Below are 23,917 nucleotides of genomic sequence, written 5' to 3'. Positions count from 1 at the left end.
ATGGCTGCTACGAACTCAGAGTGGCTGACCTGCGGCCTGACAAAGGCAAGGTTGCTGTCGATCGATGATATCCTTGCTTTTCAGATTGATTCCGCAGATCGGGAATTCAGCCAGCTGGTGTTGCATACGGTAAAGTTGGGCGGGAAAAAGCTCCGCCCGACTTTATTTATGCTCGCCGTCAAAACTGGGGATTATTACGAAAAAGACCTGCTTTTCCCCGCCGCGGCGGTGGAGCTGATCCACATTGCCTCCCTGCATCACGACGATGTGATGGACCGCGCCGAGACCCGGCGTAACGAAGCCAGCGTGAATGCCCGCTGGGGGAATGTCAATGCGACTTACTCAGGAAATTACCTTTTCTCAAAGGCGATCTCAATGCTGTCGGACTACAACCAGGAAATCAACCAGATCACCTGCCAGTATGTAGCCGACCTGTGTCTCGGGCAGCTCAAAGAGGCTGAAAATGCCTATAACCTGCAATTACCGGTAGACGATCACTTGCTGCATATCCGGCAAAAGACGGGCTCTCTTTTTGAACTTCCCTGCAAACTGGGTGCGATACTTTCCAATGCAGACCGCTATACTGTGGATGCGATGGTCAGTTACGGCCAGTCGCTCGGCATTGCTTTTCAGCTGATCGACGATATACTGGACCTGAAAGGCGACCCTGTGAAGACGGGCAAGGAAATCGGTAAAGATCTTCGCGAAGGCGTTTACAGTTATGCCACGCTCCATGCGCTGAATTACCCGGCCACACAGGCGGAGCTCAGGCAGCTGCTGCTGATCGAGGATATGAAAAGGGAGCACATCGATCGGGCCATTGAGCTGATCAAATCCAGTGGGGGGATTGCGCGGGCGAGGGAACAAGCGGAAGCATACATTACAGAAGCCACATCGGCCATCGCATTCCTGTCCGAAGGGACCACAAAACAATCATTACTCAACCTGGCTGCATTTATCCTTTCGAGGGATCATTGATATGGAAAATAATTCTTACGACGCCATTATTGTCGGAAGTGGCCCGGCAGGCTCCATTGCTGCATTGTGCATTACCCGGCTAGGTTACCGTGTGCTGCTGATCGATAAAAGTGATTTTCCTAGGGATAAAAGCTGTGGCGACGGACTGACGCGGACGTCGGCCAGATTGTTGCACACGCTTGGTCTGCTGGAACATTTCAGTGCGTATCAAAAAACAGGCGGTGTGCGGGTGCTCGTGCAGGACGAAGGCGAACGGAATTTTGAATATCCCGGCTACCTCGCCGAACCAGGCTACGGCCTCGTGGTACCCCGCATGCAGCTAGACCAGATATTGCACCGGAAAGCGCTGGAAGCAGGAGCAGAGTTTAAAGGCAAAACAATTTTCGATAGCCTGCTGTACAATGCGGCCGGCACACAGGTAACAGGCATCCGGATCAGTACGCGAGAAGAATTCTTCGCAGACATTGTCATTGCGGCCGATGGTGCTGCTTCCAAAATAGCCTACCAGGCCTCGCTCGCCAGTACGCCCCGTAACAAGCTGGGGTTTGGGATCAGGGGTTATTATGAAAATATTGAGGGATTAACCGATAAGCTGGAAATTCACTTGCCCATTCTGGACAGTTCCAATAAATACGTGCTGCCCTCGTATGGCTGGGTGTTTCCTATGGGCAATGGGAAAGCGAATATTGGCGTCGGGCTTATTGAAAAGACGGAAACCGACAATATCCAGACCGTGATGGATATGTTTGTTGAAAAGCTGAAAAGAACGGATAACAGGTTTGCGGCAATGCAGATACAGGGTAAGTTGTTCGGCGCGCCGATGCGTTTCGACTTTAATCCTTACCATACCTTTGCGCCCGGGTTAATGCTGACCGGCGACGCGGCCGGCATGATCAGTCCATTCACCGGGGAGGGGATAGGCTATGCGATTGAGACAGGAACACTTGCTTCTGAAATCTACCTGGAACAAAAGCGGGGCGGGCGGGACTTTGCTGATCTGTCGGACTATGGCAGGCTGCTGGCGTCGAGATACCAGGGTTATTTTGAAACGGGGAATACCTCGGTGAACCGGTACCATCTGGTTTGGAAGATCCTGAAAGGCACATTTCAGAACGATAAACCATTATTCAGTGCAATCCGTCAATCCGCAGTATTTCCCGAAGGGATCGGCGAAAATTTCACACAATACTATTTTGACGATGTTTCGGCTTATATAAACCACAACAGACACCAGCTGAAAACCGACCTGCTGGCTGTGAACGAAAACCTGATCAAGCTGACGCGGCAGGATTGGCCATTTTTGTCCAGGATGTTTACTGCGGCGCAAACCTCCTCGGGAATACCATTCCGGCCATCGCTGTTCCTGCTGCTATCCGGTTACTCGGCAAGATCGGACCGGAACAAGCTGGTCAGGCTGGCTACTTCGCTGGAGCTGGGCTTTATTTCTTCCATTTGTCACGACAGCGTGATCGAATCCAGAAATGATTCCGAGAGGAGTGCTTTCAACTGGGGAAACATGATCTCCATTCTCGTGGGCGACTTCCTGCTGAGCAAATCCTTTGAAATGATTACCTCCATGGAGAGCGTGTATGCCAAGATTATTTCCGAAGCCATCGCCACTTCCAATACCGGACTGATCCTGATGAAGAGGAAAGCGGAGACAGGCGCAGCATTCAGCATTGCGGAATATCTTGCTATTCTTCATCAGAAAAACAGCAACACATTTGCGCTTTGCGTGCAGCTGGGCAGCGTGGCCCGAAACGCAACCGTTTCCGAAACCAATGCATTGACCGCATTTGCCAGGCATTTCGGAGCAGCCTATTTTTTAGTGGAAGATACTGCCAACTACCTGCATCGAAATGATACCCCCGGTGCGAATCCTGATTCGATTTCGTATACCGGCAACCCGGAGCTCAGCCTTATGCACCTGCTTTTAATGCAGCAAGGTCAAAGCGAAGTAAATGTAAATGAGGCATTACTGGCACGCCGGTGCTGTGGTTATGCAAATGACGAAATTCAGCAGGCACTTACTCAGATAGAGAGTCTGGATAATCCAGAACTCAAAGAAATGTTGATCAATCTGTGTAAATTTATTTCAATAAAGGCTCACGCAGATGTTTAGGATAATATTAATAGGCTTCGGGCTGATGATGGGGATCTGGATACTGCAAGCCTGCAACCAAACGAAAGTAAAAATGAGCAATAGTCTGGAACACGTGAAGGAGGTTTTTCACCAGGATAAGCAGGAAATCATCGGTAAATACAATGCGACCGGAGCCGGCATTGGAAAGGAAGGCGAGGAGTACGTCATCGTGGTTTACCTGCGCGGGCCTGGCAGAGAGGAAAAAACGGAGCAATGGAAAACAGTCAAGCTTAAATTGAAGTATACTGGCGAGATGAAGGCGTTGTAAGTTCTAGGTTTTAGAAAACCTAGAACTTACATGCAAGCGACTTTGAACTGAATAGCCGCAGAGCAGCTCCCTGTTTATAGGGAGTCGCTCTGCGGCTATTCAGTTGACCGAGGTCTTTAAGTCACTTATTCTAGTGTCTACTTCGGGAACTTTGCGTCGCTTTTTACTTTGCGGATCTGTCTTAAATGCCGGTCTACGTGGCCCCATTGATAGATGTAAACCTGGTGCATGTTTCGCGGGTTGGGGGTTCCGGTTAATTCAAAATGGGCACGCATATCTGCATCTGTCTTTTTTACAAAAGCAATGTTCTGCTCGCGACGGCTCAGGAAGAATGTCAGGTTGTCTTTTCCTTTGATAAAACCAGTCGGAATGGCGATATCTGCTGCCACGTGCGGATTGGTCTCCATAATAAATTCCGAATAATAGCTGTCTGGCCGCGCGGTTTGGTTGAGTTCAGGCTGTGGCTTGCTGCGGGACCCCATACTGATTTCCCGCGCCCAGATGATCTCCCACAATGCAAGGTGTTCGACAATCTGCGCGATAGACCACCGGTCGGGCGACTCTTTGAAATCCCATTGCGCTGGTGTCAGGTGCTCTGTTTCTTTGACCAGTTCGTCCCTGGTGCGGCTTAGCTGATCGATGGTGTACTGGCGGTCTGTTTCTGTCCAAAGCTTTTCCTGGGCAAACGACGGACATGCAAGACCAATGAAGAGCAGCAAGGTGCAACATCTTGTAAGTTTCATTTCCTGTAAGTTTATAGGTTTGCCCAAAACTAGACGGAAATCGAAAAGGCACTGATCAGATTGAGCCACCGGTAGACTTAATGAGCAAACGGAAAATGCCTCTTTGCGTAGCGCTACCTTAGATTTTTGAAAAGATAAGAAAGCGTGTCCGCCTCAGCCGCATTATTGCCCGCTTCGTCTGAATGTGTAGAATCGCTTAAAAAGATTGATAGTATCATTACATATGTCTTTTTAAGCAACCGATACATATGGGGAATTTGTACTTTGTCAGGTTACGATCTTTTGTTTGCTTACTTACAGTCGCCACTGTCTCAGCTTGCGCAGTCAGCTGCATTACACCAAAACAAATGGTGTATTTCCAGAATAGCAATTCTGAAAATTCGATCGATTCGATCATGCAGGACTATATTCCTACGATTCAAAAGAATGATATGCTCTCGATTACCGTGGGCAGTCTCAATCTGGAAGCGAATGATCTTTTCAATACCGTAAGTCAGCGCGGGCCTTCTGTTGCTGTCAATGGCGGACAAGCTACATCGCAGCCGTACGGACATCTGGTATTTGCAGACGGCAGCATTGAAATGCCGCTCATCGGAAAGGTACATGTAGAAGGGCTGGAATTGCAGCAGGCCGCCGACACCCTCCGGAGAAAACTCAATAAATACCTCAAAGCGCCCTCGGTAGCGATCCACATCCTCAACTTCAAAGTATCCGTTTTAGGCGAAGTCAACAAGCCAGCAGTTTATACGATCACCGACGGTAAAGTGACGCTGCCCGAAGCATTGGGGCTGGCGGGGGATCTGACCATTTACGGTCGCCGTGACAATATTCTTGTTGTCAGAGAGGAAAAAGGAAAACGTGCCTACACCCGCGTAGACCTCACTTCAAAAGCAATTTTCGACTCCCCTTATTATTACCTCCACAAAGACGATCTCGTCTACGTGGAACCCGCCAAAGCGCGAATGACCCACGCAGACAGAACATATCAGATTTTACCACTAAGTCTCAGCATTATTACCACAGTTTCCCTAGTGCTTTTCAGGGTTCTTTAAGCCTGCATTTATTGCCTAATAATAAACATCCTTTCTAATGGAAGAAAAAGGAAGTGGACTGTTCACTGGTAACCAGGACGGTCAGCAGAAGAAATTTAATCTTCGTGCTTACATTTTCAGGTATTTCAAATATTGGTACCTGTTTGTACTATTTATCCCGTTGTGCCTCGCCGGCGCTTACTACTATCTCCTCTCTACGCAGCCGGTTTTTATCTCATCAACCACGTTGCTCATTAAAGACGACGCGGAAGCGAGTGGCGGCAAAGCAATCATGGATGAAATGGTGAAGCTGAACGGGAACAAGTCGCTTGAAAATGAAATGGGCATTCTCCGTTCCAAGCTGCTGATGGGGCTTGTGGCCAAGCAACTGGGGCTAGATGTTGCGTATGAAACCGAGGATGGTTTCAGGACAGTAGACCTGTATGCACAAAGCCCGATCCGCGTGAATGCGGAAATTATCTCAGAATACGCGTTTTCGAACCCCTTAATTATACATACAACCGACAGCTCCGGGTTCACGATCAACGACTTGCCGCAACGGTATCAGTTTGGTCAGAAACTCAGGACGCAGTGGGGGCTATTTTCAGTGGAACGTGGGGTTGCTTCGCCTTACAGGGATATTTCTCTGCGTTTTCACAACCTGCCTGCCCTTACCGCAGGTATGCTGCACCGCCTGAATGTAAAGGTCCTTTATCCCGAAAGTACGCTCCTCGAACTAACCTTTGAGGATACCTCCACACAGCGCGCAAAGGATATCCTGAACAAACTGCTGGATGTATATGTGCAAAGTTCGATCAGTGATAAAAACGGCGAGGCTTCCAATACGCTTAAATTCATTGAAAGTCGTCTTAACCTGATCACAGGCGAACTGGGCGACGTGGAGAAGCATGTGGAAACGTATAAGAAAACGAGAGGATTGACCGATATCAGTGCTGAGTCGCAGCTTTATCTGTCCAATATCAAGGAAAATGACGTCAAGCTGAATGAGATCAATACCAAGATCAATATCCTGGAAAGCGTGGACAGCTACGTTGAAAATCTGAAGGGTGGTACGCCGCCACCTGCCACTTACATGATCGACGACCCGATCCTGATCCTCTTGCTAACCAAATACAATGAGCTCGATCTGCAACGCGAGCGATATGCGCAGACTACCCAGGAAGACAACCCGCTGGTGGAAACGATCTCTACCCAAATGGCGCAGACCAGACAGTCTATACGGGAGAATGTGCAAAACCTGCGCCGGGGAATGGACGTTACAAAACGCAATCTTGAAACCATTAACACCCGGTTTTCGTCAGGGCTGCGCGGAATTCCTCAGAAGGAAAGGGAATATCTTGGAATAAAAAGGCAACAGACCATTAAAGAGAACCTATACCTCTACCTGCTTCAAAAAAGAGAGGAAACTGCGCTGGCTTATGCCTCCACAGTTACCGACAGCCGCCTCATCGATGCACCCATTTCTTCCTACCAGCCGATCAGACCACGACATTCCACCATTTGGGCGGGTGCCGGAATGGCCGGAGTGGTGATCCCATTGATTCTGATCAACCTCATTTTACTGCTCAATACAAGAGTCCAGAGCAGACAAGAAATAGAAGATCTCACCCAGGCTGCCATATTGGGCGAGGTGGGAACAATGAAGAAAAAGAAGGGGCAGCGCACGTCCGAGTCGGTGTTCAAAATCGGCAGCCGGAGCAAGGTATCCGAGCAGTTCAGGGCTTTGCGTACCAACCTGCAATACCTTGGAAGCGGGAATTGCCGCATTATCATGATCACTTCTTCTATCAGTAATGAAGGAAAAAGCTTTGTCAGCGTAAACCTGGCGGCAAGTCTGGCATATACCGACAGAAAGGTAATTCTTCTCGGACTTGACCTGCGCAAGCCTTCCGTTCACGAATACCTGGAAGTGACCAACAATGTAGGTGTTACCAATTATCTGATCGGCCAGATGAATGCGCAGGACCTGATTAAGAAAACCTGGCTGCATCCCAAATTTGACATTATCCCAAGTGGTCCGCTTCCTCCGAATCCGTCCGAGCTGCTCAGCAATGGGCGGCTGGGCGAGTTGATCCGCGAGTTGCGCGCTGAATATGACTATGTTCTGATCGATACACCGCCTACTGGCCTGGTAACCGACAGCGCATTGATCGCCGAGTATGTAGAAGCCAGTCTTTACGTGGTGCGTGACAACTATACTTTGCAGGACCATCTGAAAAGTATAGCCGAACTCAAATTCTCGAAAAGATTTCCAAACCTCAGCCTCGTCTATAATGGCGTGAATTACGGCGCCGACTACGGTTACGGAAACGGACAGGGGTATTTCGATGAATCCAATGTCAAATCAGAAGCTGAGCTGGCAACCGGAAGGCAGCTGAACTAGGGCGTATAATCCTGTTTGATTGTTCGCGTATATCATCAAGCGTCAGGCTTAATCTACTCCGCCATTTAAGATCAGGCGAGAAATAATGATGAGGAAAAAATCCATAATACTACAAGTACCTGCTGTGTATGCGAGACTCATTCACCTGGCCAGGCTGGCGGCTGTGACTGCCATGTCGCAGGCGACTATTCAGGCACTGGGCTTGCTGACGGGCTTTCTGATTATCCATCTGCTGCCCGTAAAGGAGTATGCTTATTACACCATTGCCAATACGGTACTGGGCACCATGGCGCTGCTTTCTGACAGTGGTATTAACAATGGAGTAATGGCGCAGGGCGGGCGCGTGTGGGAGGATCGTGCGCAGCTGGGTGCGATTCTGGCCGCAGGATTGACGTTAAGAAAGCGATTTTCGGCGATCAACCTCTGCATTTCTATTCCGATCCTGTTGTTCCTTTTACTAAGGCAGGGAGCTGGCTGGCCCGCGAGTCTGCTGATTGTCCTCGCGTTGGTTCCGGCCTTTGTAGCCACACTTACGGACTCTATTCTCGAAATTCCATTCAAGCTCCAACAGGAAGTAAGGAGCTTGCAGGTCAATCAATTGGTGGTTGGTGCCGGCCGTTTTTTGCTGAGCGCAGGCTTGCTGCTGCTTTTTCCGTTAACAGCGGTCTCGCTCCTTGCAAACGGCATTCCCCGGGTTTACGGCAATTCGAAATTGAGGCAGCGCATGCATTCCATTGCAGACTTATCTGCGCTGCCTGATCCGGCTGCCGGGAAGGAGCTCTTGAAAACGGTCCGTCGCGTGTTGCCGCTGACTGTCTACTATGCTTATTCAAGTCAGATCGCGGTCTGGATTGTGTCCCTGTCCGGTTCGGCCTTCGCGGTTGCGCAACTCGGGGCGCTGGGCAGGATCTCCATGATTCTGAGCTTGTTCAGTATCCTTTTTGCCACGATGATCACGCCCCGCTTTGCCCGGATGAAGGCGAACAGATCTGACTTGCTGAGACGTTTTTTGCAAATATTATTGCTGCTGCTCGTGTTGATAGCAATCATCCTGTCTGCGGCATTCCTGTTTTCCGGCCAGGTATTACAGCTCCTCGGACCAAAATACACGGGGCTGGATGCTGCATTAATACTGAGCCTTGCCGCGGCTTCCATTAACCTGCTGAGCGGGGCCGTGTACGGGCTTTATTCCAGTCGCAGCTGGACGATGCAGCCGATGATTTCAATCGGCCTCAATCTAAGCTGTGTATTGATCTGCATGCTTTTGCTCGATGTTTCCACGCTGCGCGGCGTGTTGTGGTTCAATGTCTGCTGTGCATTGGTGCAGATGCTGATCGCATTGGTTTTCTGTACTTACAAAATCGCCAAAATGCCCGTGACGGGGAATACAATATGATTTACGAACTCACTTTGTTCTGCATCACATTGATTTGCTTCCTGGGCATTTACAATCTGCTGCTTTACATTTTGCCAGTCAGGAACATGTATTACGATGATATCGAAAGGGCGGAAGCTTATGTTTTTTCAAGATGTGCGTTTGACCACGTATTTGTCGGCTCGGGGCTGATCGGGCACATTGATCCGCGGATTTCGGGAAAATCGTTCAACCTGTATTTTCCCTATTACGGAAGCTGTACCGGCGTACAGGTCATTGCATTATCCAATAAGATCCCAAAGGTCCTTTTCGTCGAAACGAATTTTATATGCAAAGGCACCAATGAGCAGGTAATTGCAAATCTGTTCTCAACGCGTTATTTAAGGATCAAAAAAGTATTGCCTTTAATTCTGAGAAAAAACAATCCATTGAAGCTGATCAAACAAGTGCTGCGTGCTTTCAAATTGGAAAATGGATTTAATTCAACAGTAAAATCGAACACTGCACAGGTAGAAATAGAGGTATTAATCGAGCTTTTCAATAGAACACCTGATCTGCAAAAGCTGAGATCCGATATTGCCTGTTTGAAAAAGAATGTAGATATACTTTCAGAAAAAGGCTGCAAAGTAATCTTTCTCGAAATACCCATTGATCCCATTCTTTCAAATGCCAGGCTATTTCAGGTTCAATATGCAGAATTAAAGAAAACATTCCGGGAGAAACCTTATCGCTGGATACCGGATCACAAAGGCCACTACTTTCAGACGGAAGACGGACTGCATCTGACCTCGGACAGCCTGCAAGTTTTCAAGGCGCATTTACATACCGAGATTAACAAGCTGGATATACAAACCACCTCTTATTAACGATCATGAATTCAGTAGTTTGTACACTTTTCGAGGGTCACTATCATTACGGACTTGCCGCATTGATCAACTCACTTTATAAACATGGTTTCAAAGGTGATTTCTATGCAGGTTACCGTGGTGAACTTCCGGTTTGGGTTAAGTCAGCCAAGAAAGAGCGGATTTTTAACTGGGATAATTGCACGACCATTTCCGTGGCGAAAGACCAGCATATTCACTTTATTCCATTGCATGTTGACTATCATTTTTGCAATTACAAGCCCGACTTTGTAATTGAATTGAGCAGCAATTTAAATCAGGAATCAGCCGGGATATTCTATTTTGATCCTGATATTGTTATCAAATGCCGCTGGTCTTTTTACGAAGAGTGGCTGAGCCTCGGTGTGCCTGTTGTGCATGAAATCACGAACAACGATATGCCGCAATCACATCCGATTCGGCAGATCTGGACCAATGTAATCAGGAACAATGGGCTGGAAGTCAAAACCAATATTTGTTCATACCTCAATTCAGGTTTTTTCGCAGTTAAAAAAGCAGACTTAGGATTTGCGTATCTGTTCAAAAAGTTCGTCGAGGTCTCGCAGCAGGATTATAAAATGGATCTGACGGATTTCACCTTCGAACTGGACCGCAGTAATCCTTTTTTCGCCAAAGATCAGGATGCATTTAATATCGCAGCAATGTGCACCGACGCGGCGATCAGCGAGTACGGGCCTGAGGGAATGGACCTTACCTCCGGAGGGAAATTAATGTCCCACGCAATAGGAACGCCAAAACCCTGGAAGAAGAAATATTTCAGACATTTTCTCAAAGGTTCGCCACCCACAATGGCCGACAGGGAATATTGGAACAATGTAAATGATGCTATCAAACTGTATTCTGCACCGCGTCTTAAAATGGCCAGAATGGAATTGCAGCTCGCATCTTTTTTAGGAAGATTTTACAGGAAATATTAGCCCGACTCTTGAAAATGGACATTCAGTTTAAAAAAGGCCACATTCATTCACTGGACGGAATCAGGGGAATTGCGATCCTGCTGGTACTTTCCTTCCATTGCTTTGACAAAATAGACGCTTTTCCTTTTACGCTTCTTTCGGAGATCGGTTGGGTAGGCGTGGATCTGTTTTTCGTACTGTCCGGATTTTTGATCACCGGAATTCTTGTCGATACCAAGGGAAATCACAACTACCTGAAATCCTTTTTCGCTAAAAGAGCATTGCGGATTTTTCCACTTTATTATCTGACATTGCTGCTGGTATTTCTTGCATTAATAAGTCCTGGCGCGTCGGACTTCAATCCGATATTGGATATAAGACATTTAAAGAGCAGTATTTATTACCTGACGTTTACCCAGAATCTGTTATTTGCATTTAGTCACTGGGGAGTAACTGATCTACTCAATCATTTCTGGTCACTGGCTATCGAGGAGCAATTTTATTTGTTCTGGCCATTTGTGAACCTTTATCTGGGCACCTCCAAAGTACTTGTTGTGTGCGGATTATTGATCATACTGGCCATTATTATAAGGAACCTGAATTTGAATAGTGATTTCAGTTACGTGTTTACCTTGTCAAGGGTTGACGCGCTTGGAATAGGAGGGATGCTCGCAATCTTAATCCGTCAGTACACTTATTTTCTGGGCAAAGTTGTAGTTCCCGTATTTTTCGGATGCCTGGTTTTATTAATTATGTTATCCTTTTATTCTCCCAACCTGAGTTTCAGAAATCCGGCATTCATTAAGATAGGATATACTTTATTCGCGCTGCTGTTTGCTACGATCATTGTATTTGTGTACGATACCAAGAGAACAGGTGCGATAGTCAACCGCGTTCTTTCCTGGGGAGTTCTCCGGTTTTTTGGTACTTACTCTTATGGTATTTATGTTTATCACTGGCTTCTATATCGTGGTATTTATACGCCTTTGCGCAACAAATACCTTTTTTCAAAAGCTTACATTATCCCGTTTCTTATAGTTGTGGTGCTGGTAAGTGTCGTGAGTTTTCATGTGGTTGAAAAATTCTTTTTGCGATTTAAACCGGCATTCGATTCTAGTCCGCAGCAGCGTAAAGCAGCACTTTCGAAGGTTCCGGAAATGTCCTGAGCTGGTATTTCGCTTTGTAATTAGCAATTTAAATAGAACCAAATGAGGCGATTTCTGGCAGAACTCAGGTTGTATTTCTGTAATCATTGGATTGCCTCGCTGCCAATTACCAGGCTTCGTATGTGGTATTACAGACACATGATGCAATTTGATATTCAAAAGGGGACGAATGTATTTATGGGCTGTACATTCGATTGCACACGGCTATTGCAGATTGGTGCCAATTCGGTGATCAATGCGAGATGCAGGATTGACACGCGGGGGGGCATTTCAATCGGAGATAATGTTTCAATTTCCAGCGACGTAACAATTCTGACGGCAGATCATGATATGGAAACGATGAACCTGGAAGGAAGAACCCGCTCCGTGACGATTGAAGATTATGTCTGGATTGGCACGAGGGCGATGATTATGCCCGGGGTTTTTATCGGAACAGGCGCGATAATCGGGGCTGGCTCCGTCGTAACCAGAAATGTACTGCCTTACGATGTAGTAGCGGGTGTTCCTGCAAAAGTGATCAAAAAGCGGCCGAAAATCAGTGACTATACCTACCATTCTTCTTTCAAAAGATTGTTTCAATGAAGAAGATATTTCAGCAACTCTGTTTCATGATCCGCTGTAAATGGTTAGGAAACCCGGCTGGCGTTTTTCGAAAAAACTACTACCGGATGCAGGGAATGCGCATTGGACGCAATACAAAGTTGCCACGCATTTTTGTCACCTGGCCGCACCAGGTATATCTGGGTAATGAATGCAAACTGGAACGCAATATTTCTTTTAAATACGATGGGATCTGGAAGCCGGGAAGCGCGATTGTAATTCAGGATCAGGTCTTTGTCGGAAAGGATTGCGAGTTTAATATCAGTCAGGGAATCAGAATCGGGAAGTTCAGTAATGTGGCTTCGGGCTGCAAGTTTATAGATCACGATCACGGAATTGAGCTGGGTTCGCGGATCGGGCCGCAGCCGTCGATAGCCGCGGCGATAGAGCTGGGGGAGGATGTGTGGCTCGGTTGCAATGTAATTGTCTTGAAAGGAGTGCATATAGGGAACGGGGCGGTCGTAGCCGCAGGTGCGGTGGTTACAAAATCCATCCCGCCAAATGAAATCTGGGCGGGTGTGCCGGCGAGGCGAATTTCAGAAAGGACGAGTTATGGAAAACAGGAAGACCATATTGCACATTTCGGAAGTTGATATTGCTCTCACCGGCGGAATGGGGCGCGTAACGCATTACTGGAAAACTGCCTTTGAAAGCGCAGGTTACAACTTCATTCACGTGGGACCAGCGCAGATCGGGAAGGTCGCGCATAAGTCGCTGTTTGGCTGGAAAGCGTACCGGTACATGCAGCGGAACCGCATTAAAGCGGCTGCGATTATCGTGCACGAGCCTGCCGCACTATTTTTCGTGAGCCAGCCAATTCCTGTCTTCGTCGAAAGTCACGGGATTGAAAGCAGGAACTGGGAGCGTGAGCTGAAAAGCGGAATGCACGATCATGTATCTTTCAAAACGAGGCTACTCTATCCCGTTTGGCGGCTGCTGCCCTGCCGGATCGGTTTGAAATCGGCTACCAAGCTGCTGCTCATCAATAATGAAGACAAGCTGTATGCGAAAAGTAAATTCAGGAGGCGGGAAGAAGATATATACGTGTTTAGAAACGGCGCGGATGCTGCCGGACCGAGCGCGCAGCCTGAGCGTTTTACGGTACTTTTTAATGGCAGCTGGATCAAAAGGAAAGGTTACGAGGTACTGGTCGAATCGGCCAGGTTGCTGCTCGGGCGCGGTATACTCGTGCATTACCTGCTGATCGGGACGGGCAAGCAGGCGGAAGAGGTACTGGGCGACTGGCCCACCATCCTCAGGCAGTTTGTCCGGGTGGTGCCCGCATTTGCCCGGGATATGGAAGCTCAGTTTCTCAATGATGCATCGGTGGTTGTACTGCCGAGCAATTTTGAAGGCCAGCCGCTCAGCATTTTACAAGCCATGGCGGCCGGCAAATGCTGCATTACCACGGATTGCTGCGGGCAGAAGGATTTTATCGAAAACGGGAAAACCGGTTTTTTGTTCGAACCGGCAAATGCAGAGGCGCTGGCCGGGCTTATTGCAGGCTGTTTCGCAGACGAGCAGTTGACGCAGCGCGTTGGTGCAGCGGCGAAAGCGGCAGTGGCCGACAGGACGTGGGAACGGGTGTCCTCTGAGGTTGTACAATACGTCACAGATCATATCTGATATTTTATGAAAGTGCTTTTTATATGTTCGTCTGTAGAGCCGGGCCGCGACGGCGTCGGTGATTATACGCGCCGCCTCGCTGCGGAGCTCATCAGGCAGGGACATAGTGCATTGGTAATCGGTTTGCATGACAAACACCTGATCCCTGCCAGCCTGAAAGAACCTCAGCTGGATGGAGAACGAGAGGTAGAGGTGCTCAGGTTTTCAAGTTCGCTGGCCTGGGAAAAGCGCCTGGCGGCCGCAGCGCATTTTGTAGCGTCCGTCGATCCCGACTGGATCAGTCTGCAATATGTCTCCTACGGCTTCGACAGTCAGGGGCTTCCGTGGCGATTGCCGTGGCGTATCCGGCGGCTGTCCGAGCAGCGCAGGCTGCACGTTATGTTTCACGAGCTCTGGCTCGACAAGCCCGTGAACCTGAAAGAGCGGTTGCTTGCCAAACTGCAGAAATCGGCCATTTTGCAAAGTATCCGGCAAATGCAGCCGGAAGTCATTAATGTCACCATTCCTTTTAACCGCAGGCGACTGAAAGGGCTCAACTATACCGCTGCTCCGCTGGGCTTGTTCGGGAATGTGCCCGTTTTATTAGCGGATCAAAATGGCGACAGGAGTTCTGCTTGTGAGGAAAAACACATTCTCTATTTTGGAACACCACCTAAGACGACATTCCTGAAAAAGCTGGTCGATGACCTCGCGGAATTTTGTGCTGCCAACCGCGTGCCGGTGCGTATCACGATTGTTAGCGGCTCTTCCGAGCAGACTAACCGTTTCATTGAACAACTTACAACACAGCTGGCCGGCTTTGAGCTTACAATCTCAGACCTCGGTTTTGCATCCCTCGAAAAGCTGAGCACTCTGATGCATACCTGCGATGTAGGAATATCAAGATCGGAGCCGCACCTGCTTGGGAAGAGCGGTACCGCCATTGCAATGCTGGAACACGGACTGCCCGTTTGGCTGCCTAAGTGGAGCGGTACGAAGGATATCCGTTTCGATTTCAGGAAAGAGCTGCTCTTTTCAGACCTGCGCAAAGCGCTGAACGCACAAATACGCTGCCCGCCGGATTCACTGCTTCCGAAAACCGCGCAAAATTTTATCGATCAACTGACCCAAGGCCGATAGTACCCATGAAAATCCTCATCCTATCCCATCAATTTTATCCCGAAGTCGGCGGCATTGAAGTGAACTCGGAAGTATTGTGCGACGCATTTCACAACTCCGGCCACCAGGTCCGGTTACTTACCAGGACCAAGGAAAAAGGCAGCAGGACATTCCCGTTCAAAGTGATCCGCAATCCGGGCAAGTACTCTTTGGTTCGCGAGCATTTATGGGCTGACATTGTTTTTGAAAACAACCTTTGCCTGCGTCTTTCCTGGCCGAGGCTGTTCATCAACCGGCCCGGGGTTGTGGCGATCAGGACGTGGATCAGCCGGGTAGACGGCAGGATGGGCTGGCAGGACAGATTGAAGTTTGAGTGGCTAAAACATGCATCTGCGGTTATTGCGGTAAGTAGTGCCATTAAAAACAGCTGCTGGGACAAAGCGGTTGTGATCGGCAATCCATATCGTTCCACGCTTTTTCAAATACAAACCGAACAAGGCAGCAGGGAGCTGGACTTCGTTTTTATGGGTCGGCTGGTTTCAGATAAAGGCGTACATCTCGCTATTAAGGCACTCCGAAAATTCATCAATCAGAAAAAGGAAGTCTCTGCTGATTTCCAAACCTCATTGACCATCATCGGCGACGGACCGGAGGCGGAGGATCTCAAAATGCTCGTCCGCGAGCTGCAATTAGAACATATGGTATTTTTTACCGGCGTTTTGCGGGGGAAGGAGCTGGTTCGCCGCCTGAATGAGCACCGCTTTTTACTGGTACCCTCGGTATGGAACGAACCGTTTGGCAACGTGGCACTGGAAGGAATGGCGTGCGGGCTGATCCCCATTGTTTCGAGCGGTGGAGGATTGCCCGACGCTGTGGGAGATGCCGGACTGGTGTTTAAATCCGGCAATATCGACAGCCTGGTAGAGCACATGACGAGCATTTACGAAGATCCGCTGCGGCAGTATTCCATGCACATGAATGCGAGAAATCACCTCACCAATCACCACCCGGAAGTAGTGGCCGACAGGTACCTGGAAGTTCTTCAAACCGCTGTAAGGTCATGAAAGTGGTTTTTTCTCACCCAACCGGCAATGCGAATGTCCGGGCAATTCTCTCGGGACTTCACCAACGTGACGGTCTACATCGTTTTTACACAACTCTTGCTATGTTCCCGGGCGGTTTCTGGGACAAAGTGGGCGCACTGGGTCCATTTGGTGAATTGAGGCGGCGCAATTATGATCTTTTGTTAAAATCTAAAACAAGGATCTGGCCGCTTCGGGAAGCCGGCAGGATACTGTCTTCCAAAGCCGGGTGGGGTAGTCTTACCCGGCAGGAGAATGCGCTGTTTAGTGTCGACTCGGTTTACCGGAGTTTGGATAAAAAAGTTGCTTCAAGCTTGTATAGAGCACAAAAAGAGGGTGTCAGCGCAGTTTACGCTTATGAAGACGGCGCATTGGAATCATTCCGCAGAGCGAAGGAATTGGGTATGACCTGCGTGTATGATCTGCCGATCGCATATTGGGAAACAACACGAAAACTGATACAGGAAGAAGCCGAGAGGCTACCTGCCTGGGCTGGAACATTGGGTGGCGCAGCTACCGATTCCGAGCAAAAACTGGAAAGAAAAACGCGGGAGCTGGAATTGGCGGACCTGGTAGTAACTCCCAGCGATTTTGTGGCCGGATCAGTTCCGGTATCCCGCAGCCGGCAGGTTATCCGATCGCATTTCGGCTCGCCTACTTCGGGAGGTGAGCTCAGTAACAGGCGAGGAAATGGCGTCCCGCTCAGGGTATTGTTTGCCGGGAGTATGGGGCAGCGTAAAGGTCTGGCCGATTTGTTTGAAGCAGTAAAGCTGCTGAATACAAATGAGATAGAACTTGTAGTGCTGGGGAGCTTGCAGGAGAAGCTATCGTTTTACAAACAGCAGCTTCCATCCATGACCTACGAGGCGCCACGGCCGCATGCACAGGTACTGCAGTTGATGGCGGGATGTGACGTACTCTGCCTTCCGTCAATTATCGAGGGACGTGCCCTGGTGATGCAGGAAGCGATGAGCCAGGGAATGCCGGTGATCATCACGCCAAACACAGGTGGCGAGGATCTCGTGATTGAAGGAGAAACGGGATTTTTGGTACCTATCCGTTCACCGGAAGCGATTGCCGGCAGACTTCAATGGCTTTTGGACCACCGTGAAGCGGTACCCGACATGGGCCGCAGGGCGCAGGCGCATGCAGCCACCTACTCCTGGAACAACTACGCAAATTCGGTTATCGATCAGATTGAACAGCAAGTGAACAGCTATCAATTACAAATGTAGATATGACAACAACCTTACCTCCTCCATTTACATTGGAAAAGAGACTGATCTGGCTCTATTTCATCCTGATCATTCTTGAAGGCGCATTGCGTAAATGGGTCTTTCCGTCCCTGTCAACACCGCTCCTGGTTATCCGGGAACCGGTAGCGCTCGCATTGATCCTCACCAGCGTCCGAAACGGCATTTTTCCTCTTAATCCTTTTTTGTACGGGATGATACTGATTGGAATAGCAGGCTTTTTTGCTGCCATATTCGCCGGACATGGAAGTATGGCGGTGGCAATCTTTGGCTGTCGCGTTTTCCTTTTACATTTTCCGATCATCTTCATTATGGGCGCTGTTTTAACCCGCGAGGATGTTATTAATATGGGAAAGGTTACCCTTTCGATGGCGATCCCGATGGCAGTACTGCTGGTAATCCAGTTTTACAGTCCGCAGTCAGCCTGGGTCAACAGGGGGGTCGGAGGGGATATGCTGGGCGCCGGGTTCTCGGGAGCAATGGGCTACTACCGACCGCCTGGTACCTTTTCTTTCACCATTGGGACCACATTGTTTTTCGGTTTCGCAACGTGTTTTGTGTTTTACTTCTGGCTCAATCCGATGTACATCAGGAAGTCCGTGCTCTGGCTTTCCACCGCCGCGCTGATCGTCGCCATTCCTGTTTCCATCAGCAGGGGATTGTTTTTCCAGGTTGGCGTGGTAATGCTTTTTGCAATCATAGCCAGCGCAACGAGCTTGAAAAATACTGTCAAAATTCTGTCGTCGCTGCTGATTGTCGCCTTGTTGGTCGGCGTTTTGAGCCAGACGCCCGTTTTTCAAAATAGTACCGAAGCTTTCGTGGCCAGGTTTACCACGGCAAGCGCTACCGAAGGCGGTTTGGAAGGTACCCTGGTCGAGCGTTACCTCGGGGGAATGCTTGCTGCATTCACCGGTTCGCGGGAAATACCTTTCTGGGGATATGGGGCAGGTATGGGCAGCAACGTAGGCAGTATGCTCCTGACAGGCTCCGTTCAATACCTTGTAGCGGAAGGGGAGTGGGGCAGGATGGCCGGGGAGTTTGGGCCGATGCTGGGTTCGCTGATCATTTTTCTGCGCCTGGGGTTCGCCTGGAATCTGTCGGTCCGCAGCTACCGATCTATGAAGCGGAAAGACCTGCTGCCCTGGCTCCTTCTGGGATTTACATTGCTGATGCTGCCGCAGGGAAGCACGGCACAGCCTACTTCGCTCGGTTTTCTGGTCATGATTGCGGGACTGCTGCTTGCAGCGCTCAACAGCAAAATGCCTGCGCCCGCCGGAACTGCCGCCATTCGCTAGTATCTCGTCATCAACGAATCAAGTTAACCCTCTTCCCGTGAAAGATATCATATTCATCCATTCTCATGCAGCCCCGCATTTGGGTAGCTTTTACGCCGCTTTAACAGAAAAAGGATTGTGTGTAAAAATATGGGCCTGCACCTGCGGACATTCCTGGAAGCTGCTCTTCGGCGGCAGTTTTCTGGAACTGGTAAATCCCGGCTTAATTATAGAATTGTTCAGGATACCCAAGTCTTTGATTGTCGTTCAGGACTGGCGCTGCGTGACGCAATTTATGGTTTTGCTGCTGGCAAAAAGCTGTGGCCACGTGGTTTGTCTATGCAATGATATCGCCGGAACCTCAGCCAAAAGACAGGTTGGAATCGTTCAATTCATCACCAGCGGCACACTCAGGTACCTGCTTTTCCCGCGCGTGGACTACTTCCTGTACGCCAGTAATCACAGCCGCACTTTTTACAAACGACACGGCATTACCGCAAGAAAGCTCGTTTCATCTCCCTACCATTCATTGTTCGACAGACTTGGAAAAGTTAAAAAACGCCCTCGCAAATATGAAGATCATCGTGTTTACACATCCACCGTTTCTTGAACATAAAAGCATGCACCGGTATGCCCATATGCTCGGTGAAGGAATGAAAAAACGAGGGCATAAGGTCAGCTACTGGACAGCCAGTCCGCTGTTTTTCAAGATCCCCGTTTCAGGTGCATTGAAAAAGTGGCTCTCTTACGTGGATCAGTATATTGTTTTTCCATTGCTGCTGAAGTATCGCATGCGCCGTAATGATGAGCATACGCTGTACGTTTTTACCGATCACGCGCTCGGCCCGTGGATACCGGCTGTGGCCCACAAGCCGCACGTCGTCCATTGCCACGACTTCATGGCGCAGTTCTCGGCAGAAGGGAAATTCGTGGAAAATGCGGTGGGCTGGTCCGGAAGACAATTCCAATCGCTGATCCGGCGGGGTTTTAACAAGGGAAGGCATTTCATTTCTATTTCGGAAAAAACACAAAGCGACCTGCATTTTTTTCTGTCAGAGAAGGCGCCGATTACTTCCAAAATGATCCACAACGGACTCAATCCGATCTTTAAACCGCACAGTCAGCTCGATGCGCGCATAAGGCTCACTGTACGAACCGGCATTGATATGATGGACGGATATTTGCTCCACGTGGGGGGGAATCAATGGTATAAAAACCGGCAGGGCGTGATTGAAATTTACAATACCTGGCGCAAGTCAGCAAGGTGGCCGCTGCCCCTGCTGCTCTTCGGGAGCAAGCCCAATAAAGCGCTGTCGGATTGTTATGAGAAATCGCCTTACAAAAGGGATATCCATTTTATCTCAGGAATGCCCGATTGTGTCATCCATCTTGCTTACGCAGGTGCGAGCCTGCTGCTTTTTCCTTCCTACTCCGAAGGTTTTGGCTGGCCGGTAATTGAGGCAATGGGATCGGGCTGCATGGTGCTTACGACCGACGAGGAAACTTTGCGGGTAGTCTGTTCAGACGCCGCATTTTTGATCCCGGTGCGACCGCAGTTGCCCGAAGACATTGAACAATGGGCCGAATTCGCTGCCCATATTGTGAGCCGCGTCCTTGCTTTTTCAGATTCGGAAAGAACGCAGGTTATCGAGCGCGGTTTTGCCAACGTGAAAAGATTTGACGCCGAGGCCAAGCTGAATGAAATTGAAGAGATCTACAAAACAATCGTAAACATCCCAACAACGTGAAAATGCTCCATGTTACCGGCAGTATGCAGCCGGCCGTAGGTGGGCCCTGCCAGGGTATCCGCAACCTGATCCCTGAACTGGCCGTTCAGGGGATTTACAGTGAGGTAGTTTGTGTAGACGATGCAAACCAGTTCAGTTTTCCGGAGGATCCATTCACAGTGCATGTACTTGGGCCGGGTGTCACGCCCTGGCAATACACGGGTTTGCTCCAAGGTTGGCTGGAATATAATCTCGACCGGTTTGATATCGTCATCGTACATGGTAACTGGCTATATCCCGGGTTTGCGACCTATAAAGTCTGGAAGAAGCTTTCTGAAAGCAGCAATGGAGCCTCAAAGCAAATACGCTTGTACTATATGCCCCACGGGATGCTCGATCCTTATTTTCAGGTAGCGCCCGGGCGTTCATGGAAGGCGGTCAGAAACTGGCTGTACTGGAAATTTATCGAAAGCAAGCTGGTTAACCAGGCCGATGGTTTGTTGTTTACCTGCCATGAGGAGCTGACCCTCGCGCGATCCTCATTCAAACCTTATATGCCGAAAAGAGAACTGAATGCAGGTTTTGGCATTCCCGAACCACCGGCATACCATGCATCCATGCGGCAGGAGCTTGATTCGAAATTTCCCGAGCTGCGCGGACAGCAGTACTTTCTTTTTCTCAGTCGTATCACTGAAAAAAAGGGCGTGGAGCTGCTGCTGCAGGTATACCTGAGGTTGGTGGAGAGATATCCTAAACTTCCCAGGCTCGTGGTAGCTGGTCCGGGGCTGGACACGCCTTATGGTGAAAATGCCCGCCACTTCGTCTCTTCGCGCCTGTCTCTGCGCAGCAGTGTGACTTTCACCGGCATGCTCAGCGGCGATCTGAAATGGGCTGCATTCTACGGTTGTCAGGCGTTTGTACTACCGAGTCACCAAGAAAACTTTGGTATCGCGATCGTGGAGGCGCTGGCTTGCGGCAAGCCCGTTCTTATTTCAAATAAGGTCAACATCTGGCGGGAGGTGGCGGATGCAGCATGCGGCATTGTCAGCGCGGATACTTACCAGGGTACACTTGGTGCTTGGTCTGAATTTGTCGAAATGCCAGCCGCTGCAAAGAACACAATGGGCGTGAATGCAGAGAAAACTTTCCGGCATCAGTTTTCGGTAAAGAACGCAGTGCGTCAACTGATGAGCTGTCTGTCAATGGAGAAGGTTGTTCAGTGAGCTCACATCAGTCCGGAGCTTCAAACAGCTGCCCGTATTTGCAAAGGTTTTGTCCGTTACAGCAGCCATTTTGTCCATCTTATCGTCCTGATATTTGAATTGATTTCCGGCTTATGCATTTTTGATTACAGTATGATTTGAATCAAATCATCCGTCCTCTATCCATCCTGCTCCACACGTTTGCACCTGCAGACAGGTTGCGTATATGGTAAAACGTTATCACACTATTTCTTCAACATCCAGTCCAACCCACTGCAAAAATAGTCCCGCGCCAGTCTGGCGTGGAATACACGAGACTTTCACCCTCCAATCGTCCATTGAGATGAGTGTAACCAGTTACAGCAGAGAAAAATCTGATCTGCGAAAGCATATAGTGCTCGTAATCCTTTTCCTGACCGTATTTCCCGCCGTGGCGCAGCCGCTTGCAGGTTACGATTCGGTTAGGCTTGCAGATACCCGAGATGCTTACATTGACTTTGAAATGCTGGGTTCGTCTTCCAGGCGCCTGCCTTTCTGGCAATCCAGTAACCAATGGGGGACAGTACCTTCCTCCGCGCCTGCTGCGATGCTGGGAACCGGAATTGATTTCAGGAATGCGGTTGTACGTAAACCATCCGGGAAGGCCGTACTTACCTTTTTAGCAGGGGCAGAGGTGGTCGCCATTGCAAGCCGGAAACCGGAGATTTTGCTCCCTCAGGCTTATGCAGGCATTGCTTTCAAAGGGCTGGAACTGACGATAGGCCGGTGGAAGCAGTACGTGGGGCTGAGCGACTATTCGCTCGGAACAGGTTCTTACATCTGGGCTGGTAATGCATTGCCTCTTCCCAAAATACAGATCGGTTTTCGGAACTACACTGCGGTTCCGTTTACGCGCCAGTTCCTCGCTTTCAAGGGTTTTTATTCTGATGGAATTTTTGAAAACAACCGTGCGGTCACCAATAATCTGAAACTGCACAACAAGAGCTTTTATCTGCGGATCGGGCAACCGAAAAGTGTAATCAAGCTGCACGGAGGTTTTAACCACGCCGTGCAATGGGGCGGAAGAACACCTTATCATACTGAAAACGGACAAATGCCGCGCGGTTTTAAGAACTATGTCAATGTGGTAACCGGCTTGAAGCCGCACGGCCGCCTCGCCAATGCATCTGCATTTGACAATGGAAACCGGGTAGGGAATCATGTTGCCAGTGTGGATCTGGCAGCCGAGCTCGACCTGAAAAAAGTGCATGTTTTCCTGTATCGCCAGAACGTGGTTGAAGACGGGTCCCTGTTTTACCTCAACAACATCAAAGACGGGCTTAACGGAGTCAGTATCAGTATAAAAGATCAGCAGCGCAGCGGTTTTACAATACACAGAATAGTAGCCGAGTTTTTGTATACGAAAAGTCAGGGCGGTGACAAAATGGAGCCTGGCAGCCACATTCGCGGGAATGACGACTACTTCAATAACGGGCAGGTCAGGGACGGTTGGTCTTACCACGGTCGCGCGCTCGGTACACCTTTCATAACACCCGGCACCGACAATGACTGGGCGGCTTATGCGGATTTTTTTACAAATAATAACCGGGTCTGGGTGGCGCACATTGGCTTGCAGGGGAATGCAGGCGCTATTCTGTGGAGTTCGAAGCTTTCCTACTCTGATAATGACGGGAGCTATGCGGCGCCGTTTTCGGGACAGGTAAGTCAGTTTTCAGGCTTGCTTTCAGTGCAAAAATCGGTGAGCTGGTTTGGCAGCAGTATGCTGAAAGCATCCGTCTTCGCAGATAACGGGAAGCTGTTCAGAAATGCGGTTGGTGTCCAGCTGGGAATCAGAAAAAACGGCCTGATCAGGAAGCGGGATATGCCAGTACAATACGCCCGGGAGGCTAATCAGATCGCTTACCGATAGGTCGACATAGATTTTACTCAATGGTTCTTTATTCACTTTCCTTCACGAAGGGCTGCATCCGGCAATGAAGGCGCCTTGTTTTCCGCATGTCGCATTGCGATGTAAGGATTAGTCAAACCACAGGTTACCGCCGGTTTTTCCGGAAGCTGTTTTGGACTTATGCGTTCAGAGCGGTTTCCGGGAAGCCAGTCCGTCGGCTACGATCTCAACGCGAATCAATTAAACTTCTACCTCCAA

At 49.3% G+C, this 23,917-nt stretch carries 21 protein-coding genes; 20 read left to right on the top strand and 1 reads right to left on the bottom strand.

Annotated elements, in window-relative coordinates:
- Genes ASG33_RS21270 through ASG33_RS21260 form a run of 3 tightly spaced genes read left to right on the top strand, consistent with a single transcriptional unit; the run spans position 1 to position 3,389 of the window.
- On the top strand, positions 1–978 hold the full coding sequence (locus ASG33_RS21270; RefSeq protein ID WP_056290269.1) for a polyprenyl synthetase family protein: 978 nt from the start codon (positions 1–3) through the stop codon (positions 976–978).
- Between the two features lies 1 nt (position 979).
- Positions 980–3,100, top strand: coding sequence for a geranylgeranyl reductase family protein (locus ASG33_RS21265; RefSeq protein ID WP_056290266.1), 2,121 nt, complete (start codon positions 980–982; stop codon positions 3,098–3,100).
- Entirely contained in the window at positions 3,093–3,389 is a 297-nt protein-coding gene (locus ASG33_RS21260) for a hypothetical protein (RefSeq protein ID WP_056290263.1), read from the top strand. Before ASG33_RS21265 ends, ASG33_RS21260 begins: the two co-directional genes overlap by 8 nt.
- A gap of 137 nt (positions 3,390–3,526) precedes the next feature.
- Here the strand turns inward: ASG33_RS21260 and ASG33_RS21255 are convergent, their stop codons facing one another.
- Positions 3,527–4,132 carry a DinB family protein gene (locus ASG33_RS21255; protein WP_056290261.1) on the bottom strand — a complete coding sequence of 202 codons (606 nt, stop codon included), beginning with the start codon at positions 4,130–4,132 and terminating at the stop codon, positions 3,527–3,529.
- A 347-nt stretch (positions 4,133–4,479) separates the two neighbouring features.
- On the opposite strand from ASG33_RS21255, the gene ASG33_RS21250 reads away from it, so the two are divergent.
- From ASG33_RS21250 to ASG33_RS21170, 17 genes are all read left to right on the top strand, one after another.
- Positions 4,480–5,184 carry a polysaccharide biosynthesis/export family protein gene (locus tag ASG33_RS21250; protein ID WP_229238771.1) on the top strand — a complete coding sequence of 235 codons (705 nt, stop codon included), beginning with the start codon at positions 4,480–4,482 and terminating at the stop codon, positions 5,182–5,184.
- Between the two features lie 37 nt (positions 5,185–5,221).
- Positions 5,222–7,567 (top strand): tyrosine-protein kinase, encoded by a 2,346-nt coding sequence (locus ASG33_RS21245; RefSeq protein ID WP_056290256.1) that lies wholly within the window; start codon positions 5,222–5,224, stop codon positions 7,565–7,567.
- 85 nt (positions 7,568–7,652) lie between these two features.
- Positions 7,653–8,963: a polysaccharide biosynthesis protein gene (locus tag ASG33_RS21240; RefSeq protein WP_157474883.1), complete on the top strand. Its 1,311-nt coding sequence runs from the start codon at positions 7,653–7,655 to the stop codon at positions 8,961–8,963.
- Positions 8,960–9,808, top strand: a complete 849-nt coding sequence (locus ASG33_RS21235; RefSeq protein ID WP_056290250.1) for a hypothetical protein — start codon at positions 8,960–8,962, stop codon at positions 9,806–9,808. The genes ASG33_RS21240 and ASG33_RS21235 overlap by 4 nt, the downstream gene beginning before the upstream one ends.
- Before the next feature lie 5 nt (positions 9,809–9,813).
- Positions 9,814–10,764 carry a hypothetical protein gene (locus ASG33_RS21230; protein ID WP_056290248.1) on the top strand — a complete coding sequence of 317 codons (951 nt, stop codon included), beginning with the start codon at positions 9,814–9,816 and terminating at the stop codon, positions 10,762–10,764.
- 14 nt (positions 10,765–10,778) lie between these two features.
- Positions 10,779–11,909 (top strand): acyltransferase, encoded by a 1,131-nt coding sequence (locus ASG33_RS21225; protein WP_056290245.1) that lies wholly within the window; start codon positions 10,779–10,781, stop codon positions 11,907–11,909.
- 42 nt (positions 11,910–11,951) lie between these two features.
- The gene (locus ASG33_RS21220) at positions 11,952–12,491 is read left to right on the top strand and encodes a DapH/DapD/GlmU-related protein (RefSeq protein ID WP_082489351.1); all 540 of its coding nucleotides are present in this window, start codon (positions 11,952–11,954) and stop codon (positions 12,489–12,491) included.
- A complete protein-coding gene (locus tag ASG33_RS21215; protein WP_056290239.1) occupies positions 12,488–13,102 on the top strand; it encodes an acyltransferase in 615 nt (204 codons plus the stop codon). The genes ASG33_RS21220 and ASG33_RS21215 overlap by 4 nt, the downstream gene beginning before the upstream one ends.
- Positions 13,062–14,135, top strand: coding sequence for a glycosyltransferase family 4 protein (locus ASG33_RS21210; protein ID WP_056290237.1), 1,074 nt, complete (start codon positions 13,062–13,064; stop codon positions 14,133–14,135). The genes ASG33_RS21215 and ASG33_RS21210 overlap by 41 nt, the downstream gene beginning before the upstream one ends.
- Before the next feature lie 6 nt (positions 14,136–14,141).
- The gene (locus tag ASG33_RS21205) at positions 14,142–15,254 is read left to right on the top strand and encodes a hypothetical protein (RefSeq protein WP_056290234.1); all 1,113 of its coding nucleotides are present in this window, start codon (positions 14,142–14,144) and stop codon (positions 15,252–15,254) included.
- A gap of 5 nt (positions 15,255–15,259) precedes the next feature.
- Positions 15,260–16,297, top strand: coding sequence for a glycosyltransferase family 4 protein (locus ASG33_RS21200; protein ID WP_082489349.1), 1,038 nt, complete (start codon positions 15,260–15,262; stop codon positions 16,295–16,297).
- Positions 16,294–17,550: a glycosyltransferase family 4 protein gene (locus ASG33_RS21195; RefSeq protein WP_056290231.1), complete on the top strand. Its 1,257-nt coding sequence runs from the start codon at positions 16,294–16,296 to the stop codon at positions 17,548–17,550. The genes ASG33_RS21200 and ASG33_RS21195 overlap by 4 nt, the downstream gene beginning before the upstream one ends.
- A 2-nt stretch (positions 17,551–17,552) precedes the next feature.
- Positions 17,553–18,863, top strand: a complete 1,311-nt coding sequence (locus tag ASG33_RS21190; protein ID WP_056290228.1) for a hypothetical protein — start codon at positions 17,553–17,555, stop codon at positions 18,861–18,863.
- 37 nt (positions 18,864–18,900) lie between these two features.
- Complete coding sequence (locus ASG33_RS21185; RefSeq protein WP_157474881.1) at positions 18,901–19,452, top strand: hypothetical protein; 552 nt, start codon at positions 18,901–18,903, stop codon at positions 19,450–19,452.
- Positions 19,415–20,590, top strand: a complete 1,176-nt coding sequence (locus tag ASG33_RS21180; RefSeq protein WP_056290222.1) for a glycosyltransferase — start codon at positions 19,415–19,417, stop codon at positions 20,588–20,590. Before ASG33_RS21185 ends, ASG33_RS21180 begins: the two co-directional genes overlap by 38 nt.
- A gap of 2 nt (positions 20,591–20,592) precedes the next feature.
- On the top strand, positions 20,593–21,792 hold the full coding sequence (locus tag ASG33_RS21175) for a glycosyltransferase (protein ID WP_229238770.1): 1,200 nt from the start codon (positions 20,593–20,595) through the stop codon (positions 21,790–21,792).
- A gap of 322 nt (positions 21,793–22,114) precedes the next feature.
- The gene (locus ASG33_RS21170) at positions 22,115–23,680 is read left to right on the top strand and encodes a capsule assembly Wzi family protein (RefSeq protein WP_056290220.1); all 1,566 of its coding nucleotides are present in this window, start codon (positions 22,115–22,117) and stop codon (positions 23,678–23,680) included.
- Positions 23,681–23,917: the final 237 nt, after the last annotated feature.

It is taken from the genome of Dyadobacter sp. Leaf189, assembly GCF_001424405.1.
Lineage (GTDB): Bacteria > Bacteroidota > Bacteroidia > Cytophagales > Spirosomataceae > Dyadobacter.
This window is presented reverse-complemented; position numbering and strand designations above follow the sequence as displayed.